Here is a 19,968-nt window from a genome sequence, read left to right on the forward strand (position 1 = left end):
AGTAGAAAGATGTCGGAGCTGCACCTCACCGATGAAATCCTGATGGCTTTTGCGGACGGAGAACTCGACGAGCCCGTTGCAGCTGCCGTCGCCAGAGTCATGGCGCAGGATCCTGCGGTGGCAAGGAAAATCGTGGAGTTTCAGCAGAGCCGCCGTCTGACACGTTCAGTCTTTGCCAGCAATCTCGTTCCCGATGTGCCAAACGAGCTCCGCGCGGTCATCTCTGCGCAGATCGAGGCCTATGAGATGGCAAGCGCAGCTGGCAAGAGGCCAGAGCGGACAGAGACAAAACGCATGTGGCCGAGCGGGCTGTCCCCCATGAAGTTGGCCATGGCGGCCTCTCTAGCGGGTGTCGCGGTGGCCTCGGGCTATTTCATGGGGAGGCAATCACAGCCGGACGCAGGTCGCCTCGCGCACCTGGAAGATCCCCTTGTTCTCAAGGAGCTCAGCCGTCTCGAGTCCGGCCGTGAGGTGGAACTTCCGGTTGGGCGGCTAAGGGTGGTTTCGACATACAAGCTTCCGAACGAGGCTCTGTGCCGCGAGTTCAGGCTTCAGTCTGCCTCCATGGCAGCCGGGGCGGTCGCCTGCCGAACCGATGAATGGAAGGTAACCTTCGCTTTGGCAGAACCTGCTAGAGGCGCTGAGTATGTGCCAAGCTCAGGCGGTGACCTCGTGGATGCCTATCTCGGCAATCTTGGTGCCGGGAGCCCGCTGGAAGGTGAAGCGGAAGCCAAAGCACTGACTGAGCCCGGACGCTAACCCACAGCCTACCTCGGAAGAGGTATGCCCTTTTTTGTAGCGGACCGGAATAAGCGTCAAGGCTGATCCGTTCTCTGTCCTAGCACGCTAGTGATAGAGGTAATCATGCGAGCCGCGTATCATCTGGCTATCGCCGTGTTCTTCGTTGGCACCGTCGCGACGCCCACTATGGGACCGAGCGCAACCCATCAGGCTGGACCGCTCGTGTCGGCGAACCAGCAGCATGCTTCGTTCGATACAACGGGTAACAATGCTGCCGAAGCCCCCATCAGAGAAGCTTCACAGCAGGATACGATTTTGGCCTCTCACTTCAGCCGGGGCGCCCTGATTGGGGAGACCCTGCCGGAGGAGATCGACCTCCACCCGATCCCGCGCCATGAAACCTATCGCTACGCGGTCATGAACGACCATCGGGTCATCGTGGACGCGGCTTCGCGCAGGATTGTCTACGTCGTTCGTTAGAGGCCGGCTCCTGATTGAGAGGAGCATACCTCTGCTCATGAGAACAGCGAGTTATTTCATGTCATTGCACAGCCTGGTAGAAGATCGCCGAATCCTTCACCTCGAGGAAAAACCTAGAACAACGGTGTTCCCAATCTGCAGCAATCCACTGCTGCGGATTGGTCTTGAAACCGTTCTTTCCGGCGGAGGATTCAACGTCTGGCACGATGCCATAGAGGATGTGTCAAGCTTACCGGAGGTCCAGGATGAGAGGCATGCCCTCTTCCTCATCGATGGTGAGAGCCACAGCGATGCAGCCGTCGGCACGATTCATCGAATAAGGACGCGCTTTCCCGATGCAAGGATCGTGATTCTGGCGGAGATGTTCGAAGCCGACGCGATTTCGGCGGCCTGGAAGGCCGGAGCTCACGGCTTCTGCCTCACTAACAGTCAACGTGAAATTCTTGTCGGATCTCTCGAACTTGTCATGCTTGGCGAAACGGTTCTGCCTTCGGCCGTCGTGCTGTCAATGACTAGGCCTCATGTGGATCATGCCGCGCCTTCTCCAGCAGAGAGCGCTGGAAGATGCGAAACCTATCGATTGTCAGGCCGAAAGCTCTCGGTGCGAGAGGCGCAGATCCTGGAGTACTTGAGGGAGGGTGCGCCAAACAAAGTCATTGCTCGCCAGCTCAACCTGTCTGAGTCGACCGTGAAAGTTCACGTCAAAGCAATCTTGAAGAAAGTTGGAGCCTGCAACCGAACCCAGGCTGCGCTTTGGGCGACACGCCATGTCTCAACGGATGCAGAGGTCTAGGCGCATATCTTCAACGCGGACGACTTTTCATACAGGAGGAGGGGATCTGAAGGTCTCCTCATCCAATTTACTCGGCTCGTGGCGGCATCTTAGGCTCGGCGAAACTTTCGTGTCTTTTGGCGATAGCCGCGGCCAATGATCCATCGAGCCCCAGTTCATCAATCATGCGGCTCGCTTCGCGCATCTCGGCGGCGCGCCGAATGCCGTGCTGCTTCACCCGAGACGACATCACTTCGGCGATATTCTCCCAATCCATGCCGGGATAGGATGCTTTCAAGCTCGCCAGAACGGCCGGCATGACGCCTGCCTTTTCGGAGGCCAACGTGAAATCAACCATGAGGGCTTCCATGCCTTTGATGACGATGCTGCGGCACAGCTTCGTGGCAGAGGCTGTTCCGATCTCAGGGCTGACAGGCGTGATCTTCATACCGAGCTCGTTGAGACGGGCTGAAATCGGCGCGGCCATCCCACCGCCGCTCAGAATGGGAACCTCGATCCCGACGCCGCCCACGGGAGCCATGACGGCGAACTCGATGAAGGCTGCGCCCCTCTGCTGAACCTGATCGGCCACATTTCGCTTCGTGGCGGGCGAGACGGAATTCAGATCGATATAGATCTGCTCGGAGTTAAGATGAGGCGCAGCCTGTCGGGCTGCCGTGACGGCAGAATCTGCCGTGACAGCCGAGATGACGATCTCCGCCGATGCACAGGCCTCGGCTGTGCTGCCTGCCGCATGAACCTTATCGACTGACGCGCGCCGCTTCAGCTCGGGGCCACGGCTTGGTTCATCGAAAAGGATATCATAGACGGTCACGCGAACACCCGGCTTGGGCGCAAGCTGACGCGAGAAGAGTTGCCCGACTTCCCCATAGCCGATGAAGGCGATCTCAAGGCTCATGTGTCTCCACCATCTCTCAGCAGAAGAAGGGCAGGGCCCTTACTCCTCATCCTTGTATTTGACATAAACGAGGCCCGCCTTCTCCAGCGGCTCGCGCATCTTGTAGAGGTCGAGGCCGAGAACGCCGGAGGCGAGCTGCTCGCGCTTTGAGCCTTCGTTGGCGATGCGGGCTTCACCGGCCAGTGCCACAGCTTCCGCTTCCCGCCGCGGCACCACCAGAACGCCGTCATCATCGGCGACAACCACATCGCCGGGCTTCACCAGAGCGCCTGCGCAAACCACGGGAACGTTGACGGAGCCGAGGGTCGCCTTCACCGTTCCCTTGGCCGAGATGGCCCGGGACCAGACGGGAAAACCAATCTCTGTCAGGGTTTTCACATCGCGCACCCCCGCATCGATGACGAGTCCGACCACGCCGCGCGCCTTGAGGGATGTCGCCAGCAGATCGCCGAACATTCCGTCGGTGTTGTCGGTGGTGACGCCGACGACCAGGATGTCGCCCGGCTTGCACTGCTCGACGGCCACATGGATCATCCAGTTATCGCCGGGCTGCGCCAGCACCGTCACGGCGCTGCCGGCCACCTGGGCCCCCGGCCAGACCGGCCGCATGTAGGGCTTCATCAGCCCTGAGCGGCCCATGGCCTCGTGGGCCGTCGCCACGCCGAGCTCCGCAAGCCGGTCGACAATCTTCTGGTCGATGCGTGGCGTGTTGGTGACGACGACAGGCTTCATGCGAGTTCCTCGACGATCTGGGGGAAGATCCGCTGATAGGCTTCGCCGTAGGTCATGGCGCGCCCGGAGTTGCGCCCGCCCTGCATGCCGCGGTTCAGGGCCACACGGGTGTAGTATTCCCACAGGTGCTTCTGGGCCGCCAGGATCTCGAAGGCCTTGCGCTTGGTCTCCCAGACGTCATCGATGTTGAGGATCACGTTGGGCTTGTAGTTGCACTGCTCGGGCTGGTGCGGCTCGAACAGGAAGACCGGCGGCGCATTGTAGGCGAGGTCCGGGTTGGGCTTGTGCCCGGCCGCCTGGGCGATGATGCGGGCCTCCTGTGCAAAGCGCGTCGCTTCCGGATGATCCACGTTATAGGGATCTTCCAGGGAGTGGGTCAGCACGAAGGAGGGCTTGAGCTCCCGGTAGATATCGACCAGACGGTCGAGCATCTCCGGCGTGGTGTGGAGCGGGTAATCGCCCGCATCGAAGAACTCGATCCCGGCGCCGAGCATTTCGGCAGCGCGCTCGGCTTCCTCGCGCCGCTGCGCTTTGACCTCGGTGAGCGAGATGTCACCCTTCTTCCAGGCCCATTGGCTTTCGCCGCGCTCACCGAACGAGAGGCAGACGATCTTCATGCGATAGCCTTTCTTCGCATGAAGGGCGATGGCGCCGCCTGCCCGCCATACGAAGTCGCCAGGATGCGCGGTGACGACAAGTCCGGTCTTTCCAGTCATCATAGAGGCCTCAAAAGGAAGTGTTGCTATAAGCTAAGCAGCGTCGCGGCCGGCTTCGAGGAATAGCGCCAGTGACTCGTGTGCGAAAACATGACCCTCGAAGAGAAGGCGCGCAGTGCGCAGGAGGCCGGCTTTCTCGACGACAGGGTTCTCTTCAGTCCCCCCAACCTCGATCACCACGCTGAACTCGCCCGTCGGATGCTCGACCGAGAGGGTTTTCTCACGTCCTGGCGGAATTTGGGCGACCCGTGACGCGGGGGAGCCCGGCAGCACACAAGCCGTCGCAACCGTCACGGCGGCAAAGACACCGATGGATGCGTGGCATTCGTGCGGAATGAAGCTGCGGGTGCAGACATGCCCTCCGGCCACGGGAGGCGCAACCAACGCCATCTTCGGCACGACCTTCGACGAGACGTCGCCAAGACCCATGAGCTTGCCGGCCTCTAGGCGGATTTCCTCCAGGCGCGCCTTCAACTCCGTGTCCTTGTCGAGAACGTCGCGCGGCTCATATCCCGTACGCCCGACGGCGGAGGCCTCGATCACGACCACAGGCATGCCGTTGTCGATCAAGGTCACGTCCACGCCGGCGACGCGATCCACCACGTTGCCCGTGGGCAGCAGCGAGCCGCAGACGGAGCCCGCCGCATCGAGGAATTCGACTGCAATCGGTGCGGCGGTGCCCGGCACGCCGTCGATGCGCGCATCGCCGCCGTAGATCACATGGCCATTCTGCGTCTGCACCTTCAGCTCAGCGATCGTTCCCGTGTTGACCGTATGCACCCGCACCTGTGTCACGGGATCGACAGCCTTCACGAGGCCACGTTCGATGGCGAAGGGGGCGACGCCCGCGAGGATGTTGCCGCAATTGGGCGTAACATCCACCTTTGCCTTGTCGATGCCGACCTGGCCGAACAGGAAATCGATGTCGCAGCCGGGATGTTTCGACTTCGACACGATGGCGATCTTGCTCGTCAGCGGATGAGCGCCGCCGATGCCGTCGATCTGGCGCGGATCCGGCGAACCCATGACCGACAGGAGCAGCGCATCGCGGCGCGCCGGCTCGGACGGAAGATCGTCAGCCAGGAAATAGGCGCCTTTGGAGGTGCCGCCCCGAAGGATCATGCAAGGAATGCGAGGCTGAATGGTCCTTCTCCCCTGATGCGACGAATGTGGTCCGGGGAGGGTGCATCAGGGGGCTTTATGCAGCAAATGGTTTGTTTATGGCTTTTGATGAATTTTTTTCACGCCCGGTGCAGGCTTCTTGGCTGCGCGCTTCTGTGGGGTGCGCTCTTCACCGGCGAAGACCTCGACGATGATCTTGCGGAGTTCGTCGGCCAGCGGAGACAGTGGCGTTCCTCTCCGTGAGACGATGCCGAGCTGACGGGTGATGCTGGGGTTACGCAGGGGAATAAGCCTGAGGCCGCGCTCGTCGACGGAATCGAAGGCCCGGCTGGGAATCACGGTCAACGCGACGCCTGCCTTGACCAAAGCGACAGCCGTCTGGATGTGCTGGACCTCGAAACGCCACGTCAGGCCTTCCCGGCGGCTTCCCAGGGCATCGTCGATGATCATGCGGTTGCCTGTCTGCGGGCTGATCCTGATGAGCGGCTCCTCCGTCAGATCCGACCAGCTCACGGCTGGCTGGGAGGCCAGGGGGTGATCCTCCGGGCAGACCAGGGTGAAGGGGTCCTTGATCAGCATCTCGATATCGAAATCCCAGCGATGGGCTGCCACCAGAGTGATCCCGAAGGCGATTGTGCCCTCCTGAACCAGATTGCTGATCTCTGTGGCTGAATTGTCGTAGATCCGGAGCACCACGTCCGGGTGCCGTTCCTGAAAGCGGCGCAGGGCGAATGGCAGTCGGCCGGACGCGATGGTGGGCAAACAGCCGATGGACAACGTCTCCTGACGGCTGCGCCCCTCGTCACGGAGCGCATCCAGGGAGACCGACAGGCTCTCAATAGTGCCCTTCACCTTGGGCAGCAGGTTGAGCCCGGCCTGGGTGAGTGACACCTCCCGGGTGGTCCGGGACAGGAGTTTCACTCCCAGATCCTCTTCCAGCTTGCGGATCCTGTGACTGAGCGCCGTCTGCGACAGGTTGAGATGCGCTGCTGCCAGCTGGAAGCTGCCGCGTTCCGCGATGGCCACGAAGGCATGGAGCCCGAGGAAGTCGATACGCATGGAGGCTCCAAAGACAGGGCTGCGGCTATATATGAAGTATATTCATCAATCGGTAAAAACAAACCATTTGCTTCATTGCCGCCCTGTCGCGTCTCTTGAGATGCACAGATCCACGTGATGAGGGCCGATCCGACGAATGACGTCAGTGCCGACGATCCCGCCGCCGCATCCTGACCCACGGGTCCCCTCGTTCAAGCTTCCGCCCGGAAGCTGCGACACGCATTGTCATATCTTCGGGCCTGACCGCCTTTACCCCTATGTGCCGGAGCGGCCCTATACGCCACCGGATGCGCCGCTGGAAATGTTCCGCGCCCTGCACGATCGTCTCGGCGTCGAACGGGCGGTGATCGTCAATGCCACGCCCCATGGGCGCGACAACCGGGTTGTCGCCGACGCGATCGCGCAGAGCGGCGGGCGGTACAAAGGCATCGCCAATGTGGATGAGACGTTCGACGACCGGCAACTGAGGGAGCTTGCCGAGGCCGGGATCGAGGGATGCCGGTTCACCTTCCTGCCCCGGCTGGGCAAGCTGCCGGACATGAGCGCGTTCGACCGCATCGTCGAGCGCATCGCGGGTCTCGGCTGGCATGTGGATCTCTACCTGCCGGCGACCCTCATCCCCGAATTCCGGCCTCGGCTGATGAACCTCCCGGTGTCCTACGTGCTCGACCACATGGGCGTCATCGATGCGAGCCAGGGCCTTGAGCAGCCCGGGTTCGTCGCCCTGCTCGATCTCCTGCGCGATGACGAGAAGTGCTGGGTGAAGGTCTCCTGTCCGGAACGCATTTCGCGTGCGGGCCCGCCCTTCCACGACGTAGCACCCTTCGGGCGCGCGTTGGTCGAGGCTGCGCCGGACCGGGTTCTCTGGGGCACCGACTGGCCGCACCCGAACGTGCCGGTGATGCCGGACGATGGCGACCTTGTGGATCTCGTGCCGCTGTATGCGCCGGATCCCGCCACGCGGCAGAAGCTTCTTGTCGATAACCCGACGCGTCTGTTCCGGTTCGGGCCGTGACACAAAGAAATCAAGAACAGGGAGGAAACACGAGGATGTTCGGGATGACCACCAGACGATCCATGCTGCTGGGACTGACGATGGCCGCGGGGCTGACCTTGTCCGGACCCGTCTCGGCGCAGGCGGATTATCCGACGCGCCCGGTCAAGATCATCGTGCCCTTCGGCGCCGGCGGCGTGGCCGACGTCACCATCCGGATCGTTGCCGAAAAGCTCAGCGAGAAGATGGGGCAGCGCTTCATCGTCGAGAACATGCCGGGAGCCGGTGGCATCACGGCAGCGCGCGCGGCTCTGTCGAGTGCGCCCGATGGCCAGACCCTGACGATGCTCACGAACGGAACGGCCGTGAGCGTGCCGCTCTTCGCCAATCTGCCCTTCGATCCTTTGAACGATTTCGTCCCGATCTCGACCCTGGGCACTTTCGACTTTCTGTTCGTGGTGAACGCGAACTCGGAGCACAAGAGCTTCAAGGATCTCATCCAGGCCGCCAAGAACAAGCCCGGTGAGTTGAACGTCGCGACCATTGCGGTCGGCAGCACACAGCATCTCACTTCGGTCCTGTTCAAGGGCGAAGCGGGTGTCGACTTCCGACATGTCCCTTTCCGCAACACGCCGGATGCGCTCGTGTCGCTCATCAGGAATGACACCCACCTTCTGATCGACTCCCAGGCTGCGCTGAAATCGGCCCTGGAGGGCCAGCAGGTGCGGGCGCTGGCTACATCGGGCCCCCGTCGCTCGGCCGCGATGCCTGATGTGCCGACCGTTCAGGAGGCGGGGATCTCGGGCTTCGACGTCACCTCCTGGAATGCCCTCTTCGCGCCGAAGGGAACACCGGAGCCGATCGTCCAGAAGCTAAACGCTACCCTGAAGGAGATCCTCTCGACGCAGGAGATCAAGGCGCGCCTGCTGGAACTCGGCATCGAGGCACGCGGCGAGACGCCGGCGGAACTGACGGGGCGCCTCCGGTCCGATATCGAGAAATGGCGGGCCGTGATCGAGAAGGCCGGCATTCCGAAACAGTGAGGACAAGACGGTGATCACGCTTCGGTCAAACGCTGTCTGTGGAGCGTAACAATGACGGCACCTAACGAGCGCCCGACAATCCTTCTCCTGCCGGGTCTCCTGTGCGATGCGAGCGTCTGGACGGCGCAGGTGGAAGCCCTGCGCCCTCATGCCCATGTGCTCGTCGCTGATTTTTCTCAGCACGATTCCCTTGAGGCCATGGGCCGCTCTGCGCTGGCGATGGTGGAGGGGCCGATCATCGCGGTCGGCCATTCCATGGGCGCCCGGGTTGCCATGGAGATGGTGCATCTTGCGCCCAAGCGCATCGTGAAGCTTGCTCTGATCGACACGGGCATCGACACCCGTCGAGAAGGAGAGGAAGCCAAGCGGCAGGTGCTGGTGGACCTGGCTTATGCTGAGGGCATGGGCGCTCTTGCCGACCGATGGCTCCCGCCCATGGTCCATCCGGACAGGATCGACGATCAGACTCTGCTGGCTCCGATGAAAGCGATGGTGATGCGGGCGACGCCCGAGCAGCATCGGCGGCAGATCCAGGCGCTCCTCAATCGTCCGAACCTGGTGCCCCGTCTGGCGGATGTCACTTGCCCGACCTTAGTCATGGTCGGTCGCCAGGATCGGTGGAGCCCGCTCGCGCAGCACGAGGAGATGGCCGCCAGAATTCCGAACGCGGAGCTCGTGGTGATCGAGGACAGCGGCCACATGACCCTGCTCGAGCAGCCCGAGCAGGTGTCGAACGCCCTGCTGCGCTGGCTGGGCTTTGAGAACGGGCTTGCAGGCGCGAATGGCGCCGCAGCGATAGGGAGCTAGCATCATGGAAGAGAAGCCAGGACAGGATCGCATTCCCGACACGCCGCTCTTCGACCGCAAGCGTTCGCTGGGAGGCTATCGCATCAACAAGATGGCCATGGGCTTGAGCAGGCCTGAGAACCGCGAGGCCTTCAAGCAGGACGAGAGCGCCTATCTCGACCGCTTCGGTCTGACGCCGGAGGAGAAGGAGGCCGTCATGACACGCAATTGGCGCGAGATGGTGCGGCTCGGCGGAAATCTCTTCTTCATCCTCAAGATCTCCGCCGTGGACCCGGTCCGCATCACCGAGATCGGCGCTCACCAGGCGGGCATGGAGCACGACGATTTTCTGCGCAACCGGTTAGGGAAGAAAGTGTAATGGCAAAGCTCATTGGAGGATTGGGAACGTCCCATGTTCCCTCGATCGGCGCAGCGATCGACAAGGGCCTGCGCGAGACGCCGGATTGGAAGCCGTTCTTCGACGGCTACATTCCGGGTCAGGATTGGGTGAAGGAGCACAAGCCCGACGTGGCGGTGGTGATCTTCAACGATCACGGCAATTCCTTCTTCCTCGACAAGGTGCCGACCTTCGCGGTCGGTTGTGCCGAAGAATACCGCCCGGTCGACGAAGGCTGGGGCCCACGCGCCATCCCACCCTTCAAGGGGGCGGTCGATTTCTCCTGGCACTTCATCGACACCCTGATCGACAACCGGTTCGACCCGATGATCTGTCAGGAGATAGAGGTCGATCATGGCATTCAGGTTCCCATGGAGCTGTTCTGGGGCCGTCCCGCCGAGTGGCCGGTGCGGGTGGTGCCGATCTTCGTGAACGTGATCCAGTACCCCATTCCGCTTCCGAGCCGCTGCTACGAGATGGGCCGCGTTCTGCGGCAGGCCATTGAGAGCTACCCGACGGACGAGCGCTTCGTCGTCCTCGGCACAGGCGGCCTGTCCCATCAGCTCCAAGGAGCCCGTGCAGGTTTCGTGAATCCGGAGGCGGATCGCGCTTTCCTCAATGACATCGCTGGCGATCCCGACAAGCTCGCGAACATGTCCCGGGAGCAATATGTGGAGATGTTCGGCAGCGAGGGCGCGGAGCTGATGATGTGGCTTGTCATGCGCGGCGCCATGGATCGCGACGTGGTGGTCCGGCACAAGCACTACTTCGTCCCGGCTTCCATGACGGGCGCCGGCATGATCGTCATGGAGAACATGGCCACAGCTTCTCCGGCTGTAGCGGCATAGCCTCATGTACTGGCTCATGATCTGCCACCACAAGCCCGGCATGACAGAACTGCGCGAGCAGCACAGGGACGCACATCGCCAGCACGTCGCCACGGGTGGCGGCGGGCTCGCCAGGGTGCTGATCGGCAGTGCGTTGACAGAGGACGATGCCGAGACGCCCCTGGGCAATTTCGGGATTCTGGAGGCCCCCACGCGGGAAGCTGCCCAGGCCTTCGCGGAGAACGACCCGTTCGCCCGCGCGGGTCTTGTCGAGTCCATCGAGATTACGGCCCTGGCCTCACGTTTCCAGGCTCATCGGATCGACCCGATGACGCCTTGAGGTCCTGAGGGCGGAGAGCCTCATATATGAATTTCTCTAAGCAATGGCTCCGAAAAACGAATTTGTTTCAGGAGCCGTTTGCTGGCGTCTTATTCGAGATACTGCTTGGCATGAACTGAGCGGAGCCTTGGGAGGGAGAAGAGCATGCGACGTCGGACATTCTTGAGAGCTGCAGGGGCTGTCGCCATGACGCTGGCCCTGAGCAGTGCAGCCCTGGCACAGGAGGCCGTGAAGGTCGGTCTCATCCTGCCGATGACGGGGCCGTTCGCCTCGACGGGCAGGCAGATCGAGGCGGCGGTCAAGCTGTACATGCAGCAGAACGGCGACACAGTGGCGGGCAAGAAGATCCAGCTGATCGTGAAGGACGACACGGGCGTTGCGGACGTGACCAAGCGTCTGGCCCAGGAGCTGATCGTCAACGACAAGATCAGCGTCATGGCAGGCTTCGGCCTCACACCGCTGGCGCTCGCGCCCGCACCGCTGGCAACTCAGGGCAAGGTTCCTGCCGTCGTGATGGCGGCAGCGACCTCGACAATCACCGAAGCATCTCCTTTCGTGGTGCGCACCAGCTTCACCGCGGCGCAGGCGACTGTGCCTCTTGCCGATTGGGCCGCCAAGAACGGCATCAAGAAGGTGACGACGCTGGTCTCCGACTATGGTCCTGGGATCGACGTGGAGAAGGCATTCACGGAGGTTTTCACCAAGGCGGGCGGTCAGGTTGAGAACCTTCGGGTGCCGCTGGCGAACCCGGACTTCTCGCCCTTCCTGCAGAAGGTAGCCGATTCCAAGCCCGACGCGCTTCTTGCCTTCGTGCCTTCCGGCGTAGGTGCGCAGTTCATGAAGCAGTTCGTGGAGCGGGGCCTCGACAAGAGCGGCATTCGCCTTCTCGCGGAAGGAAGCGTGACGGACGACGATCTGCTCAACAGTCTCGGAGACGTGGCGCTGGGCACCATCACGAGCCATCATTATTCAGCCTCCCATGACAGTCCTGAGAACAAGGCTTTTGTTGAGGCATTCAAGAAGGCCAACAACGGGATGCGTCCGAACTTCATGGCGGTGGGCGGCTATGACGGCATGCACCTGATCTACGAGGGCCTGAAGAAGACGGGCGGCCAGGGCGGACAGGCGCTGATCGACGCCATGAAGGGCATGAACTGGACCAGCCCGCGCGGCCCGGTTTCCATCGACCCGCAGACACGCGACATCATCCAGAACATCTATGTGCGGAAAGTGGAGCGCAAGGACGGGGAGCTCTACAACGTGGAGTTTGCCACGATCCCGAACGTCAAGGACCCGGTCAAGGCCGCCAAGGCCAACTGATCACATCACCACCGGAGAAGCGCCGCTGAAGAGCGGCGCTTCTATTATGTATACATGATGCTCCATAGAAGGTAGTTTGCTGCTGTGCAGCAACGGAAAATCGCCACAATAGCCCTTCGTATAGTTGTCTGAAGGTCAGACCTGTATACATTCTGCATCCGTGGAGGAAGACGATGACAGAAGCGCGCCCGTTCCCGCTGAACGCCTGGTATGCCGCAGCCTGGAGCCATGAAATCAAGCATGAGCTGGCGGCGCGGACGATCTGCAACAAGGACATGGTGCTCTATCGCCGTTCCGACGGTGAAGTGGCTGTCCTCGAGGATGCGTGCTGGCACCGGCTGCTGCCGCTCTCCATGGGCCACCTCAAGGGCGATGAGGTCGTCTGCGGCTATCATGGGCTCGTCTTCAACGCAGCGGGACGCTGCACCTACATGCCCGCGCAGAAGACCATCAATCCGTCAGCCTGCGTGCGTGCCTATCCTGTAGTCGAGCGCCATCGCCTCGTCTGGGTCTGGCCCGGTGATCCCGCGCTTGCGGATCCGAACAAGATTCCCGACTTCCACTGGAACGACGGCACCGACTGGGTCGGCGAAGGTGGCACCTTCTATAACTTGAAATGCGACTACCGTCTCGTGATCGACAACCTGATGGACCTGACCCACGAGACCTACGTCCACGCAGGCAGCATCGGCGACGAGGCGATCACCAGTGCCCCCTTCGACGTCACGCATACGGATCGCACGGCAACGGTTACCCGCTGGATGATCAACATCGAGCCGCCGCCGTTCTGGGCCAAGCAGCTCGACAGGCCGGGCGAGCATGTGGATCGATGGCAGATCATCTACTTCCAGGCGCCTTCGACAGTGGTTGGCGACGTGGGTGTGGCAGTCACCGGAACCGGTGCGCCGCAGGGCGATCGCTCACAGGGCGTGAACGGCGCGTTCCTGGCAGCCATCACGCCGGAGACGGACAAGAGCTGCCATTACTTCTGGAACTTCGTGCGAACCTTCCGGACGGATGACGAGCAGCTCACGAAGGATATCAACAAGGCTCACGTCAACGAGGGCAAGGGCGTCTACGACCAGGACCACGTGGTGCTCGAAGCCCAGCAGATAGCCATCGACAAGAACCCGCGCCTGCCTTTCTACAACCTCAACATCGATGCCGGAGCGCTTTGGGCCCGCAAGCTGATCGACACGATGCTTGAAGCAGAGGGTGGGCACCCGGTTCATATTCCAAGCGAGGCGGCCGAGTAGGTTCGCCATGAGCAAACAGGTCGAATGGCGCAAGGCGATCCTGCGCTCGGTGCGGGACCTCACCCCGGACATCCGGCTCTTCGAGATCGTGCCGGAGGGTGAGTTCGTGGCGCCGACGCCGGGAAGCCATATCAATGTGGGGGTGCAGATCGGGGAGCGGGCTGATGTGCGCTCCTATTCGGTCGTTGGTCCTTGTGCAGACGGGCTTTACCGGATTGCCGTGAAGCGCTTGCCTGACAGCCGCGGCGGATCGCTCTACATGTGGAGCCTCGCGCCAGGCGCTCAGCTCAGCATCTCGACGCCTGGCAACCACTTCGACCTGAGCTTGGGACGGCCGGAATATCTCCTGCTCGCAGGCGGCATCGGCATCACGCCAATCTACACTATGGCGCTCGCGTTAGCTCATGCCGGTGCAAATTTCCGCGTGCTCTATGCGTGCCGGGGCCGGCAGGACATGGCTCTTGCCGATGATATGCGGGCGCAGGTCGGAGATCGGCTGCAGATGTTCCTCGACGAGGAGGGCGCCCGTGTGGACCTGGACGCGGAGATTGCTCGGCTCGTACCCGGCGGCGAGTTCTATGTCTGCGGTCCCATCGGGATGCTGGAGGCGGCCAAGCGCGCCTGGCAGAGGAGCGGCCGGCCCGTGGACCAGCTGCGCTTCGAGACCTTCGGCAACAGCGGCCGCTTCGCCACCGAAGCCTTCAAGGTGAAGATTCCGCGCCTCGGCATGGAACTCGAGGTTCCGCCAAACAAGACCATGCTGGAAGCCCTGGAGGCCGCCGGTGTTTCGATGATCTCCGACTGCCGCCGCGGCGAGTGCGGCCTCTGCGCCCTGTATATCATCGAGACAACCGGGACGGTCGATCACCGGGACGTGTTCTTCAGCGACGAGGAGAAAACCGAGAACAGGAAGCTCTGCACCTGCGTGTCCAGGGTCGCCGGCGGGGATATCACCATCGACACGGCTGACAGGGCGGCATGAACGGCCTAGCTTGAGCGCGGAAAAGGATTGAGGGGACCATGATCAAGGCCGCGGAAACTGGCAATGACCGCTCGGTGACGCAGACCGTGAGGGCGCAGCTCGCCCTGCGCGACCTCGTCCTGCGGGGCGAGCTCAATCCCGGCGAGCGGGTTTCCGAGCTGCAGATGGTCGAACGCCTCGGCGTTTCCCGCACACCGGTTCGCATGGCGCTGGTGCGGCTGGAAGAGGAGGGGTTGCTGGAAGCGATCCCGTCCGGCGGCTTCTCGGTCAAGACCTTTTCCGAGAAGGAAGTCTTCGAGGCGATCGAAATCCGCGGAACGCTCGAGGGGCTCGCGGCCCGTCTCGCAGCGGAGCGCGGCGCCAGTCGAACGGATCTTCGCAACGCGGCTGACTGCCTCGATGCGATCGATGAGGTCATGCGTCGCAATCCGGCTGACATCGATCTCCTGCGCTATGTCGAGCTGAATGCCCGCTTCCACAATATTCTAATCGGCATGGCCGACAGTCAGGCGCTCGCCCGGCAACTCGAACGGGTCAATGCCTTGCCCTTCGCCTCGCCCAGCGCCCTGGTGCCGGTTCAATCGCGCTCCCCTGAGATGAACTACATCCTCAGCGTGGCTCAGGATCAGCATCACTGCGTCCTCATGGCTATCGAGCGGCGTGAGGGAGCCCGCGCCGAAGCGATCATGCGCGAGCATGCCCGCATCGCCCATCGGAATCTGGAGCGTGCACTGACAAACCAGAGGGACATGGAGCTCGTGCCGGGTTCGGTGCTCATCAAGAGGCGCATCCGCGCCTGAACTGCAAAGGCGAAAACGCCAAACATATAGAGGGAGAAGAGCATGCGACGTCGGACATTCTTGAGAGCTGCAGGGGCTGTCGCCATGACGCTGGCCCTGAGCAGTGCAGCCCTGGCACAGGAGGCCGTGAAGGTCGGTCTCATCCTGCCGATGACGGGGCCGTTCGCCTCGACGGGCAGGCAGATCGAGGCGGCGGTCAAGCTGTACATGCAGCAGAACGGCGACACAGTGGCGGGCAAGAAGATCCAGCTGATCGTGAAGGACGACACGGGCGTTGCGGACGTGACCAAGCGTCTGGCCCAGGAGCTGATCGTCAACGACAAGATCAGCGTCATGGCAGGCTTCGGCCTCACACCGCTGGCGCTCGCGCCCGCACCGCTGGCAACCCAGGCGAAGGTGCCGCAGGTGGTCATGGCCGCTGCCACGGCCACCATCACCGAGGCTTCGCCCTTCATCGTGCGCACGAGCTTCACGCTGCCGCAGGCCACCGTGCCGATGGCGGACTGGGCTTCGCAAAACGGCATCAAGAAGGTCGTGACGCTGGTGTCGGATTACGGTCCGGGTATCGATGCCGAGAAGGCGTTCACCGGAGCATTCACCGCCAAGAGCGGCCAGGTTGAGAACCTTCGGGTGCCGCTGGCGAACCCGGACTTCTCGCCGTTCCTGCAGAAGGTGGCCGACGCCAAACCCGACGCACTCTTCGTGTTCGTGCCGTCCGGTATCGGTGCCCAGTTCATGAAGCAGTTTATGGAGCGGGGCCTCGACAAGAGCGGCGTCAAGCTGATTGGCCCCGGTGACGTGACCGACGACGACATCCTGAACGGAATGGGCGATGTCGCTCTTGGCGCTATCACCACGCAGCACTACTCGACGGCCCATGACAGCCCTGAGAACAAGGCTTTTGTTGAGGCGTTCAAGAAGGCCAACAACGGGATGCGTCCGAACTTCATGGCGGTGGGCGGCTATGACGGCATGCACCTGATCTACGAGGGCTTGAAGAAGACGGGCGGCCAGGGCGGACAGGCGCTGATCGACGCCATGAAGGGCATGAGCTGGACCAGCCCGCGCGGACCGATCTCCATCGACCCGCAGACCCGCGACATCATCCAGAACATCTATGTGCGGAAAGTGGAGCGTAAGGACGGGGAACTCTACAACGTGGAGTTCGCCACGATCCCGAACGTCAAAGACCCGGTCAAAGCCGCCAAGGCCAACTAACCACATCACCAGCAGAGAAGCGCCGCTGAAGAGCGGCGCTTCTCATGAGTTTTCCGGAGAACGCGGTGCTCACCATTCTCTTCGATGGCATTGCCTACGGCATGCTGCTGTTCGTGCTGGCCTGCGGCTTGGCCGTCACCCTCGGCCTGATGAACTTCGTCAATCTTGCCCATGGTGCCTTCGCCATGGCGGGGGGATACGTCACGGCCGTGCTGATGAACCGGAGCGGCGTGCCCTTCCTGGCAACCTTGCCGCTCGCCTTCATCGTCCCGGCTATCATTGGCCTGGTGCTGGAGAGAACGCTCTATAAGCGGCTCTACACCCGCAGCCACCTCGATCAGGTGCTGTTCTCCATCGGCCTCGTCTTCATGGCTGTTGCCGCCATCGACTACAGCTTCGGGTCGCAGCAGCAGCTGATCCAGTTGCCGGGCTGGCTCCAGGGCCGCATCGACATTCTGGGCGTTCAGGTCGGCCTCTACCGCAGCTTCATCATCGTCATCTGCGGTGCGCTCGTGGTCGCACTGCAGCTGATCCTGACCAAGACCCGGTTCGGCAGCCGTCTGAGGGCTGCGGTGGACGACCCCCGGGTTGCGCGCGGGCTCGGGATCAATGTGAGCCTGATCTTCGCCACGACTTTCGCCTTCGGTTCCGGTCTTGCGGGCTTAGGCGGAGCGCTCGGTGCTGAAATCCTCGGCCTCGATCCGACGTTCCCGCTCAAGTTCATGATCTACTTCCTGATCGTCGTTACGGTCGGCGGCACCACCAGCATCACCGGGCCGTTTCTGGCCTCGCTCCTCCTCGGCATCGCCGATGTGGCGGGCAAATACTACGTGCCGAGCGTCGGCGCCTTCGTCATCTACACGCTGATGATCGTCGTTCTCGTTCTGCGCCCGCAGGGGCTCTTCGAACGTGCGCGCTGATCCAACAGGACCTGAACCCATGTCGACGAATATCGCCGATTACGTCAGAACCACCCTGGTCCGGAGAGGGCGATGGGGCATCGGCGAGATTGCCTTTTGGCTCATCGCCGCCGCGACCCTGTACTTCCTGCCCGAGCGGCATCTGATCCTGAACGAAATCGTGATCATCGGGCTTTTCGCGCTCTCCCTCGATCTCATCCTCGGCTATGCCGGCATTGTGTCGCTCGGCCACGCAGCCTTCTTCGGGCTGGGGGCGTACACGGCCGGTATTCTGGCGAGGGACGGATTGACCGATCCGCTCCTGGGACTGGCGGCCGCTGCCATCGCCGCAGCGATCCTGGGGTTCGTGACAAGCTTCCTTGTACTGCGCGGGTCCGATCTCACCAAGCTGATGGTGACGCTGGGCGTGGCGCTCGTTCTCGGCGAGATCGCCAACCAGGCCTCTTGGCTCACGGGTGGTGCGGACGGCCTTCAGGGAATTGCCATGGGGCCGATCCTTGGCCTGTTCGAGTTCGATATCTTCGGCACGACGGCCTATGCCTATAGTCTTACGGTTACCTTCCTGCTCTTCATCATCGCGCGCAGGATCGTCGTCTCGCCTTACGGGCTCTCGCTGCGCTCGATCCGCGACAATCCCCTGAAGGCGCGTGCCGTTGGCATCCCGGTCAACCGTCGCCTTGTGGCGGTCTATACGCTCGCGGCAGCCTATGCCGGTGTGGCCGGTGCCCTGCTGGCGCAGACCACGCAGTTCGTGTCCCTCGACGTCCTCGCCTTCCATCGCTCCGCGGACGTGATGCTGGTGCTCGTGATCGGCGGCGTCGGATATCTGTATGGCGGTCTCATCGGAGCCATCGTGTTCAAGGTGCTGCAGGATGTGATCTCGGCCTGGACGCCGCAATATTGGCAGTTCTGGATCGGGCTGATCCTGGTCATCATCGTGCTCGCTGGCCGCGAGCGCCTGACGGAGCGGGTGAGAACGTTCTGGAAGGGCATGGCCGGTCGCACGGCCAAGACGCTGCCGAAAACATCCGCCCGGGAGGTATGACATGACGATTGCTCTCGAAACGAAAGGCCTCGTCAAACGCTTCGGCGGCCTCCAGGCCACGGACAACGTATCATTCAAGCTGGAGCAGGGCGCGCGCCACGCGCTGATCGGCCCCAACGGCGCCGGCAAGACGACCTTCATCAACCTGCTCACCGGCGTCATCAAACCGACGGCCGGACAGATCTTCCTGGAGGGCCAGGAGATCACGGGTTTACGCCCCGAGTTGCGGGTGCAGCGCGGCCTCGCGCGCACCTTCCAGATCAATCAGCTCTTCCCGGCCATGACCCCGCTCGAGACCATCGGTCTTGCAGTGTCCGAGCGCACGGGCGGGGGGCGCGACTGGTGGCGCGTGACAGGGAGCAAGCGGGAGATCATCGACGAGATCGTCGAGATCGCGCAGCGCTTCCGCCTGATCGACGTGCTCGACGAGCGAACCTCCAATCTGGCCTACGGCAAGCAGCGCCTCTTGGAGATCGCCGTCGCTTTCGCCTGCAGGCCCCGCGTGCTCCTTCTCGATGAGCCGGCCGCCGGCGTGCCGGAAGCAGAGAGGCACGAGCTGCTCGCGACCGTGGCGGCGCTCCCGCGGGACGTTTCCGTTCTGCTGATCGAGCACGACATGGATCTGGTTTTCAGCTTTGCCGACCGCATCTCGGTTCTGGTCAACGGTGCGCTGTTCACGGAGGGTACGGTCGAACAGGTCTCGACCGATCCGAGGGTCCGGGCCGTCTATCTCGGGGAGAGCGTCGATGAGTGATCTTCTCACCTTGCAGCTGGTCTCCGCCGGTTACGGCGACGCTGTCGTCATCTCGAATATCGACCTGCGCCTCAAGTCCGGTGAGTCCCTCGCAGTGCTCGGCCGCAACGGCACAGGCAAGACGACGCTCCTCAACACCATCATTGGGGTCACCCGTCATCGCGGCGGCTCGATCGTGCTCGATGGTCAAAACCTGACGACGGCGCGCCCCGACAGACGCGCGCATGCAGGGATCGGCTGGGTCCCCCAGGAGCGCAACATCTTCAAGTCGCTCACCGTGGAGGAGAACCTTACGGCAGTATCCCGCCCGGGACCTTGGAACGTGAACCGCGTGTACGACATGTTCCCGCGCCTCAAGGAACGCCGTGCCAACATGGGCAACCAGCTCTCCGGCGGCGAGCAGCAGATGCTCGCGGTCGCCCGCGCGCTCGTTCTCAATCCCAAGCTCCTGCTGCTGGACGAGCCGACGGAGGGGCTCGCGCCCATCATCATCGAGGAACTGCTCGCGGCCCTGACGCGGATTATCCGCGGGGAGGGCATGTCGGCCATCATCGTCGAGCAGCATGCGCAGAAGATTCTCGGCGTGACCGACAGCGCCCTCATCCTCGACCGCGGCACCATCGTTCATGCAAGCTCAAGCCGAGCTCTCATTGACGACCCGGCGGCTCTCGAACAGCACCTCGGCGTGACGGCAAAGAAGAAGCCGCTGCGCGCCGCGTCTCATTGAACACAAAACCGGAGTATC

Annotated in this window: 23 protein-coding genes; 18 read left to right on the forward strand and 5 right to left on the reverse strand. The window is 62.4% G+C overall.

Features of this window, described 5'->3' with window-relative positions; genetic code table 11:
• Positions 1 to 9 precede the first annotated feature (9 nt).
• The 3 genes from MA07_RS26100 (at position 10) to MA07_RS28225 (ending at position 2,014) form a co-directional block, all read left to right on the forward strand.
• Positions 10 to 759, forward strand: a complete 750-nt coding sequence (locus MA07_RS26100; RefSeq protein WP_036359033.1) for a hypothetical protein — start codon at positions 10 to 12, stop codon at positions 757 to 759.
• A 105-nt stretch (positions 760 to 864) separates the two neighbouring features.
• On the forward strand, positions 865 to 1,221 hold the full coding sequence (locus MA07_RS28220; RefSeq protein WP_052003544.1) for a DUF1236 domain-containing protein: 357 nt from the start codon (positions 865 to 867) through the stop codon (positions 1,219 to 1,221).
• A 58-nt stretch (positions 1,222 to 1,279) separates the two neighbouring features.
• On the forward strand, positions 1,280 to 2,014 hold the full coding sequence (locus tag MA07_RS28225) for a response regulator transcription factor (protein WP_160195500.1): 735 nt from the start codon (positions 1,280 to 1,282) through the stop codon (positions 2,012 to 2,014).
• A 67-nt stretch (positions 2,015 to 2,081) separates the two neighbouring features.
• Here MA07_RS28225 and MA07_RS26115 read toward each other — a convergent pair whose 3' ends face one another.
• The 5 genes from MA07_RS26115 to MA07_RS26135 all read right to left on the reverse strand — a co-directional run bounded on the left by MA07_RS26115 (position 2,082) and on the right by MA07_RS26135 (position 6,541).
• Complete coding sequence (locus MA07_RS26115) at positions 2,082 to 2,912, reverse strand: DUF1932 domain-containing protein (RefSeq protein WP_052003546.1); 831 nt, start codon at positions 2,910 to 2,912, stop codon at positions 2,082 to 2,084.
• A 39-nt stretch (positions 2,913 to 2,951) separates the two neighbouring features.
• Positions 2,952 to 3,644, reverse strand: coding sequence for a 4-carboxy-4-hydroxy-2-oxoadipate aldolase/oxaloacetate decarboxylase (locus MA07_RS26120; protein WP_036359036.1), 693 nt, complete (start codon positions 3,642 to 3,644; stop codon positions 2,952 to 2,954).
• Positions 3,641 to 4,360 (reverse strand): PIG-L deacetylase family protein, encoded by a 720-nt coding sequence (locus MA07_RS26125; RefSeq protein WP_036359305.1) that lies wholly within the window; start codon positions 4,358 to 4,360, stop codon positions 3,641 to 3,643. Before MA07_RS26125 ends, MA07_RS26120 begins: the two co-directional genes overlap by 4 nt.
• 33 nt (positions 4,361 to 4,393) lie before the next feature.
• Positions 4,394 to 5,503 (reverse strand): 4-oxalomesaconate tautomerase, encoded by a 1,110-nt coding sequence (locus MA07_RS26130; protein ID WP_280114259.1) that lies wholly within the window; start codon positions 5,501 to 5,503, stop codon positions 4,394 to 4,396.
• A gap of 75 nt (positions 5,504 to 5,578) precedes the next feature.
• On the reverse strand, positions 5,579 to 6,541 hold the full coding sequence (locus tag MA07_RS26135; protein WP_052003548.1) for a LysR family transcriptional regulator: 963 nt from the start codon (positions 6,539 to 6,541) through the stop codon (positions 5,579 to 5,581).
• A gap of 136 nt (positions 6,542 to 6,677) precedes the next feature.
• On the opposite strand from MA07_RS26135, the gene MA07_RS26140 reads away from it, so the two are divergent.
• The 15 genes from MA07_RS26140 to MA07_RS26210 all read left to right on the forward strand — a co-directional run bounded on the left by MA07_RS26140 (position 6,678) and on the right by MA07_RS26210 (position 19,950).
• Positions 6,678 to 7,556 (forward strand): amidohydrolase family protein, encoded by an 879-nt coding sequence (locus tag MA07_RS26140; RefSeq protein WP_052003549.1) that lies wholly within the window; start codon positions 6,678 to 6,680, stop codon positions 7,554 to 7,556.
• Positions 7,557 to 7,600: 44 nt separating this feature from the next.
• Entirely contained in the window at positions 7,601 to 8,578 is a 978-nt protein-coding gene (locus MA07_RS26145; RefSeq protein ID WP_036359316.1) for a tripartite tricarboxylate transporter substrate binding protein, read from the forward strand.
• Positions 8,579 to 8,629: 51 nt separating this feature from the next.
• The gene (locus tag MA07_RS26150) at positions 8,630 to 9,385 is read left to right on the forward strand and encodes an alpha/beta hydrolase (protein WP_052003550.1); all 756 of its coding nucleotides are present in this window, start codon (positions 8,630 to 8,632) and stop codon (positions 9,383 to 9,385) included.
• A 4-nt stretch (positions 9,386 to 9,389) separates the two neighbouring features.
• Entirely contained in the window at positions 9,390 to 9,743 is a 354-nt protein-coding gene (locus MA07_RS26155; protein ID WP_036359039.1) for an extradiol ring-cleavage dioxygenase, read from the forward strand.
• Positions 9,743 to 10,609: a class III extradiol dioxygenase family protein gene (locus MA07_RS26160; RefSeq protein WP_036359043.1), complete on the forward strand. Its 867-nt coding sequence runs from the start codon at positions 9,743 to 9,745 to the stop codon at positions 10,607 to 10,609. The genes MA07_RS26155 and MA07_RS26160 overlap by 1 nt, the downstream gene beginning before the upstream one ends.
• A 4-nt stretch (positions 10,610 to 10,613) precedes the next feature.
• Positions 10,614 to 10,928 (forward strand): YciI family protein, encoded by a 315-nt coding sequence (locus MA07_RS26165; protein ID WP_036359046.1) that lies wholly within the window; start codon positions 10,614 to 10,616, stop codon positions 10,926 to 10,928.
• A 144-nt stretch (positions 10,929 to 11,072) separates the two neighbouring features.
• The gene (locus tag MA07_RS26170) at positions 11,073 to 12,248 is read left to right on the forward strand and encodes an ABC transporter substrate-binding protein (RefSeq protein ID WP_036359048.1); all 1,176 of its coding nucleotides are present in this window, start codon (positions 11,073 to 11,075) and stop codon (positions 12,246 to 12,248) included.
• A gap of 173 nt (positions 12,249 to 12,421) precedes the next feature.
• Positions 12,422 to 13,504, forward strand: coding sequence for an aromatic ring-hydroxylating dioxygenase subunit alpha (locus tag MA07_RS26175; protein ID WP_036359051.1), 1,083 nt, complete (start codon positions 12,422 to 12,424; stop codon positions 13,502 to 13,504).
• A 7-nt stretch (positions 13,505 to 13,511) separates the two neighbouring features.
• Positions 13,512 to 14,486, forward strand: a complete 975-nt coding sequence (locus tag MA07_RS26180; RefSeq protein ID WP_036359054.1) for a PDR/VanB family oxidoreductase — start codon at positions 13,512 to 13,514, stop codon at positions 14,484 to 14,486.
• A 38-nt stretch (positions 14,487 to 14,524) separates the two neighbouring features.
• Complete coding sequence (locus tag MA07_RS26185) at positions 14,525 to 15,286, forward strand: GntR family transcriptional regulator (protein ID WP_036359057.1); 762 nt, start codon at positions 14,525 to 14,527, stop codon at positions 15,284 to 15,286.
• Between the two features lie 84 nt (positions 15,287 to 15,370).
• A complete protein-coding gene (locus tag MA07_RS26190; protein ID WP_244445355.1) occupies positions 15,371 to 16,504 on the forward strand; it encodes an ABC transporter substrate-binding protein in 1,134 nt (377 codons plus the stop codon).
• A gap of 44 nt (positions 16,505 to 16,548) precedes the next feature.
• Positions 16,549 to 17,424, forward strand: coding sequence for a branched-chain amino acid ABC transporter permease (locus tag MA07_RS26195; RefSeq protein WP_036359063.1), 876 nt, complete (start codon positions 16,549 to 16,551; stop codon positions 17,422 to 17,424).
• A 19-nt stretch (positions 17,425 to 17,443) separates the two neighbouring features.
• A complete protein-coding gene (locus tag MA07_RS26200; RefSeq protein ID WP_052003551.1) occupies positions 17,444 to 18,469 on the forward strand; it encodes a branched-chain amino acid ABC transporter permease in 1,026 nt (341 codons plus the stop codon).
• A gap of 1 nt (position 18,470) precedes the next feature.
• Positions 18,471 to 19,223 carry an ABC transporter ATP-binding protein gene (locus MA07_RS26205; protein ID WP_036359065.1) on the forward strand — a complete coding sequence of 251 codons (753 nt, stop codon included), beginning with the start codon at positions 18,471 to 18,473 and terminating at the stop codon, positions 19,221 to 19,223.
• A complete protein-coding gene (locus tag MA07_RS26210; RefSeq protein WP_036359067.1) occupies positions 19,216 to 19,950 on the forward strand; it encodes an ABC transporter ATP-binding protein in 735 nt (244 codons plus the stop codon). The genes MA07_RS26205 and MA07_RS26210 overlap by 8 nt, the downstream gene beginning before the upstream one ends.
• The last annotated feature ends 18 nt before the right edge of the window (positions 19,951 to 19,968 follow it).

Origin of the sequence: Microvirga sp. BSC39 (assembly GCF_000739015.1) — a bacterium.
Lineage (GTDB): Bacteria > Pseudomonadota > Alphaproteobacteria > Rhizobiales > Beijerinckiaceae > Microvirga.